The 5149-nt window shown below is 49.0% G+C and carries 5 protein-coding genes; 2 read left to right on the forward strand and 3 right to left on the reverse strand.

What is annotated here, in order from left to right; all coding sequences use genetic code 11:
• The first annotated feature begins 191 nt into the window (after positions 1-191).
• A complete protein-coding gene (locus tag BZG83_RS15795) occupies positions 192-1043 on the forward strand; it encodes an SIS domain-containing protein (protein WP_077481978.1) in 852 nt (283 codons plus the stop codon).
• A gap of 98 nt (positions 1044-1141) precedes the next feature.
• On the opposite strand, the gene ylqF is transcribed toward BZG83_RS15795, so the two are convergent.
• A complete protein-coding gene (gene ylqF, locus BZG83_RS15800; RefSeq protein WP_077481980.1) occupies positions 1142-2086 on the reverse strand; it encodes a ribosome biogenesis GTPase YlqF in 945 nt (314 codons plus the stop codon).
• Between the two features lie 291 nt (positions 2087-2377).
• Here ylqF and BZG83_RS17110 point away from each other — a divergent pair, with 291 nt between their 5' ends.
• Positions 2378-3691: a methyl-accepting chemotaxis protein gene (locus tag BZG83_RS17110; protein WP_077481982.1), complete on the forward strand. Its 1314-nt coding sequence runs from the start codon at positions 2378-2380 to the stop codon at positions 3689-3691.
• 67 nt (positions 3692-3758) lie between these two features.
• Here the strand turns inward: BZG83_RS17110 and BZG83_RS15810 are convergent, their stop codons facing one another.
• Both BZG83_RS15810 and BZG83_RS15815 read right to left on the reverse strand, forming a co-directional pair.
• On the reverse strand, positions 3759-4676 hold the full coding sequence (locus BZG83_RS15810; protein ID WP_077481984.1) for an NAD(P)-dependent oxidoreductase: 918 nt from the start codon (positions 4674-4676) through the stop codon (positions 3759-3761).
• Positions 4673-5149: ISAs1 family transposase (locus BZG83_RS15815; protein WP_108744066.1), on the reverse strand; the 477-nt coding region annotated here is incomplete at its 5' end. The genes BZG83_RS15810 and BZG83_RS15815, both read right to left, overlap by 4 nt.

Here is a 5149-nt window from a genome sequence, read left to right on the forward strand (position 1 = left end):
GGGTAAATGGCGCTTAATATGCAGGTGAATGATGCTTTTTCAGCAATTTAGGGATATTCGATGTAATTCCAATATTGGAATAATTGGGTAAATGGCGCTTAATATGCAGGTGAATGATGCTTTTTCAGCAATTTAGGGATATTCGATGTAATTCCAATATTGGAATAATTTATTTATGGCGTTGAGGCGTTATGTCAATTATCAATAAAATTTTGGCTCGGCGGACACAATTATCGCAGCGCGGGTGCCTGATTGGCGATTGGGTTGTCGCGCATCCAGAGAAAGCGGCGCAGCTAACGAGCCAAGCGCTGGCTAAGCAGGTGGGGGTGAGCCAATCGAGCATTGTGAAATTCAGCCAAAAAATGGGTTACAAAGGATACAGTGAGTTCAAGTTGGCGCTGAATGAAGAGATTGGCCGTAAGCAAGTGATGCAATCGACACCGATGCACAGTGACATCTTAGCTGATGATCCGATGACGGTGATTTCCCAAAAGTTAGTCAAAGCGAAAACGGAGGCCATGTTTCAAACTACCAATGCCCTTTCTTATGAAGCCTGTCATCAAGCGGTAGCGTGGCTTAATGGAGCACGTCGGGTACAAGTGGTGGGGATTGGCAGTTCGGCGCTGACTGCGAAAGATCTGAGTTTTAAATTATTGAAACTAGGGATCACGGCGCTGTGTGAACAAGACAGTCATGTACAAATTGCCGTCGCGCGCACATTGGGGGTGGATGACGTGCAAATTGTCATTTCATTTTCGGGGGAACGAAAAGAGATTTTAGTCGCCACGGAGGCGGCTAAAGAACAAGGYGCCAAGGTGATCGCCTTATTAGGACCCGGCCGAAGTCGTATCAGACACATCGCAGACATTACGTTCGATACCATTGCCGACGAAACCAAACATCGCAGTTCGTCGATCGCGTCCCGCACGGCGCAAAATGTGATCACAGATTTACTGTTTATCAGTTTGGTGCAACAAAGAGATGAGAGCGCTCGGCAATTGATCAGTGATATTTCTTCCGATATCAAACAGATCTTATCGTGATAAGCTTAAAGGGACGTTTGATTAAAAAGGCCCGATGCTATCAGGCCTTATTGTGTGCGGATTCTCCGGCATCTTACAAGGTAGATGCGGGGTAGTGCTTAGCGTTTATTCTTTAAATAGCGCTTACGCCGTGCTTCTTTGTTCGCCGCTTTTTCTGCCTCGCGGCGTGCGGTTTCTTCTTCCACTTGCACTAATTCAGTTTCAATCATATCGGGCGCTTCTAGGGTGATACCTCCTAGCGCGCCGGCGCGGAGGTCGTGAAGCAGAATTTCTGATGCTTTATGAATATCGACCCGCCCGCCAGCACGCAAACAACCGCGTTTCGCACCAATCGCTTCCATCAACTCGATTTCAGTTTCGGGTAAATCGTCCAGCTGATAACGCTCTTGCAGACGCTCTGGATAGGCGCTGGCTAAGTATTCGACGGTGTAAAACGCCACTTCGTCGTAGTCCATTGCCGTGTCTTTAACGGCGCCGGTTGCCGCGAGGCGAAAACCGCTATGTGGATTCTCTACTTTCGGCCATAGAATTCCCGGTGTATCCGAAAGCACTACGCCATTTTGCAAGTTAATTCGTTGCTGCTGGCGCGTCACAGCGGGTTGGTTACCGGTTTTTGCAATCACCCGGCCGGCAAGGCTGTTAATGATGGTTGATTTCCCTACATTGGGGATCCCCATGATCATCGAGCGAATATTTTTGCCCATGGCCTCGCGATGAGGAGCAAGCGCGCGACACCGCTCCATGATTCGATTGACTTCACTTTGCTGCTGCGTGGTGATGGCCATAGCAGAAACGCCTTGCTCTTGCTCCAGATGTGCCATCCACATATCTGTCATGGCAGGATCGGCAAGATCGCGCTTGTTCAGTACTTTGATAACAGGCTTATCGCCACGCAGTGTGCGGATCAGCGGGTTCTCGCTACTAAAGGGAATGCGTGCGTCGAGCACTTCGATGATCACATCGATCTTAGGAACGACTTCTTCGATTTCTTTCCGCGCCTTGTGCATATGGCCCGGAAACCATTGAATCTTATTGTTAACCATTTGAAAAATTGCCTTTTATCATCCGCAGTCACTCGCGGGCAGCGTTTTATCTTTTATACGTTTTCGAGTGACAGTCATATTAACTCTTCATCCTATCACTTTTTGATCCAAAAGCAGGAGTAGAAAGCCGTTGCGGAGGCGTATCGCCGTTTTATGTATGCAAATAAATACAAAAAAGGTCAGCTGTGAAAGCTTTGCTAGACTAAATGTGTTTGTGTGGGCGGTTGTGCCAAGTGATGTAGAACAGCGCTCATTTTCTGGTTAGCCATTTTGCTAAGAGAGAAAGCGACTATGTTACGACGGAAAAAGAATAAGAATCTAACTGATACTGAAATCACGGTATTACAGCAAAAGTACAATGCGATATGGGACGGTAATGCTGTCATCGAGTTTGAACCAGATGGCACAATTATTCGGGCTAACGAGAACTTTCTTGGTGCAGTGGGTTATCGCTTGGATCAAATTCAGGGACAGCATCACCGAATGTTCTGTCCGCCTCATGTTGCCAACCACCCAGACTACGGCTTGTTGTGGCAGAAAGTTCAGCAAGGCGAGAACGTCTCCGGCATCTTTGAGCGCATTGATGCGCAGGGGAATACGTTATGGCTCGAAGCGAACTATTTTCCTGTGCGAGATGAACAAGGAAAGGTGATCAGTGCCGTCAAGATCGCGGCGGATGTGACGCAACGAAAGCAGGAAGCCGATAAAACGGGTTCAATCATGCAAGCACTCGATCGCTCACAAGGGGTGGTGGAGTACGATATTGATGGAACGATAAAAACGGCTAATCGCAATTTTCTCTCGCTAGTGGGGTATCAGGCTGACCAATTGCAGGGTAAGCCTCACAGTGTGTTGTGCGAAAGTACCTTTAACGAAGACTACCCACAGTTTTGGCCTCAGCTTGCCCAAGGACAGTTTCAATCCGGACTGTATCGCGTGCTCTCGAAAACCGGTGACATTATTTGGGTCGAAGGAAGCTATAACCCGATACGAGACGGTCAAGGAAATATCATCAATGTGATTCAGTTTGCGCGCGATGTCACTCAACGCATTGAGCGAGAGCAAGAGATCCAGTGCACCATTAAGGAAGCATCGGAAATTGCTAGCAGTACGTCTGAGCAAACGGCACAGGTCTGCCAAGAGGGGCTTAACTATTTGCAAGAAGCGCTCACGACATCAGCGTTGATTGCACAGCAGGTTGGCCAAGCCACCGTCAGCATTGAAAAGTTAAATGCGCAGTTTGCTGATATTGAAAAAATCGTCCACACCATTCGTGATATCGCAGAGCAAACCAATTTACTCTCACTGAACGCAGCGATTGAGGCTGCGCGCGCAGGTGAGCAAGGGCGGGGATTTGCTGTTGTTGCCGATGAGGTGCGCCAGCTATCGCAAAGGACCAGCTCTTCAACCAGCGAGATTGCTAATGTCGTTGAAAATAACCGTAGCTATATTGAGGCAATACGAATATCGATACAAGAAGCCCAAGGCACATCAGATACGGGGAAAGATAAAATCGAGCAGGTAGCGGCATCGATGGAAGAAATTGAGCGCGGTGCGCAGTCTGTCTCGTCGATGGCGACAGAGCTGATCCAACTGCAGCAATAAGAGGCTCAGGAGAAATACCGCAGTGCCTGGCCCTGCACATGCTTGAGCCAGACACGCTCGGCGCGATTTAGGATTGGCTGGATTGAGTGTCTGAATCAAATTGCTTGATTAAAACAGAGGTATCACAGCGGCTAAACCCGCGCTGTTGAAGTTGTGCGTAACGCTGATCAACTTGTTGGGTGAGAGGGAGATCCACGCCTAATTTGGCGGCTTCGTCTAAACAAAAGCCAAGGTCTTTGCGCATCCAGTCAATGGCAAAACCGAAATCAAACTGATCGTCTGCCATGGTAAGGGCGCGGTTGTTCATCTGCCACGAGCCTGCTGCACCGTGCTGGATGGCGCTAATCATTTTGTCGATATCTAAATTGGCCGACTGGGCAAATGCGATCGCTTCTGACAAGCCCTGCAAAACGCCCGCAATACAAATTTGATTGGCCATTTTACAGCGCTGTCCACTGCCATGGGGGCCAATGTACTGGCTTGCCTTGGCGTAAGCGCGCATGACGGGTTCAACGCGTTCAAAAACGGATGGCTCACCTCCAACCATAATGGTCAATGCGCCATTTTCCGCGCCTGCTTGTCCGCCCGACACAGGAGCATCTAGAAACTGGATGCCTTGTCGGCCACAGACGTCGGCGAGCTCTAAGGCCAGTTTGGCTGATGTCGTGGTATGATCGACCAGCACACTGCCTTTTTTCATGTTGGCAAGCACTCCGATATCGCCATACACGACGCTTCGCACATCGTCATCGTTACCGACGCACATAAAAACAATATCGGCGTGAGCGGCAGCCTCCGCTGGTGTCGTACCGAAGGCCCCTTGATATTGTTCTGACCAGTGTTCTGCTTTGGCCGTTGTGCGGTTATAGACAGTGGTTGGAAAGCCATTTTTTTGTAGATGTCCGGCCATGGGAAACCCCATGACGCCTAGCCCAATAAAAGCCACAGAAGGAGTTTGAGTCACGGCAAGCGCATGAGTGTTCATTTTTCAACCATCGCCGGTATGCCTGCGGCTAAAACCTTTTCTAAGAAGCTGGTATTCATGAGACAACGCTTCTGTTTAGATACCAAACTGATCTTGGTTGGCTCTGCCCGCACCATGTTTGAGGCCATGTGTCGCAGACAGGCTACGTTCGCTGCGCCATTGTCTTTATAAATCTGGCAGGCGTCTTCACCCGTATTGACATCTAACACCCAGAGCATAGCTTCAATGCCCCAATGCGAGCGGATAGCACGGCTTGCTTCATCGGCAGTCAGTGATTTTGAGCTGATATAGTAGCGATACTCCAGCGACATCGGACGCCCTTTTTCAACACGCAAAGACTCAACCATGACAAGGCTTTGTAGTGATGGCCAACGAGTAAAGTCGCCGGATAAGCATTCTTTATCAATTACATAGCACTGGCGAGACTCAGTACGACCGTGGCCATGTTCAAACACAACATCGTCATTGAAGGT

The organism is Salinivibrio sp. PR919 (genome assembly GCF_001995355.1).
GTDB classification, from domain to species: Bacteria; Pseudomonadota; Gammaproteobacteria; order Enterobacterales; family Vibrionaceae; genus Salinivibrio; species Salinivibrio proteolyticus.

Coding starts and splice junctions, on each gene's coding strand:
- BZG83_RS15810 (WP_077481984.1), bottom strand. CDS start 4,676: ATGAACACTCATGCGCTTGCCGTGACTCAAACTCCTTCTGTGGCTTTT.
- ylqF (WP_077481980.1), bottom strand. CDS start 2,086: ATGGTTAACAATAAGATTCAATGGTTTCCGGGCCATATGCACAAGGCG.
- BZG83_RS17110 (WP_077481982.1), top strand. CDS start 2,378: ATGTTACGACGGAAAAAGAATAAGAATCTAACTGATACTGAAATCACG.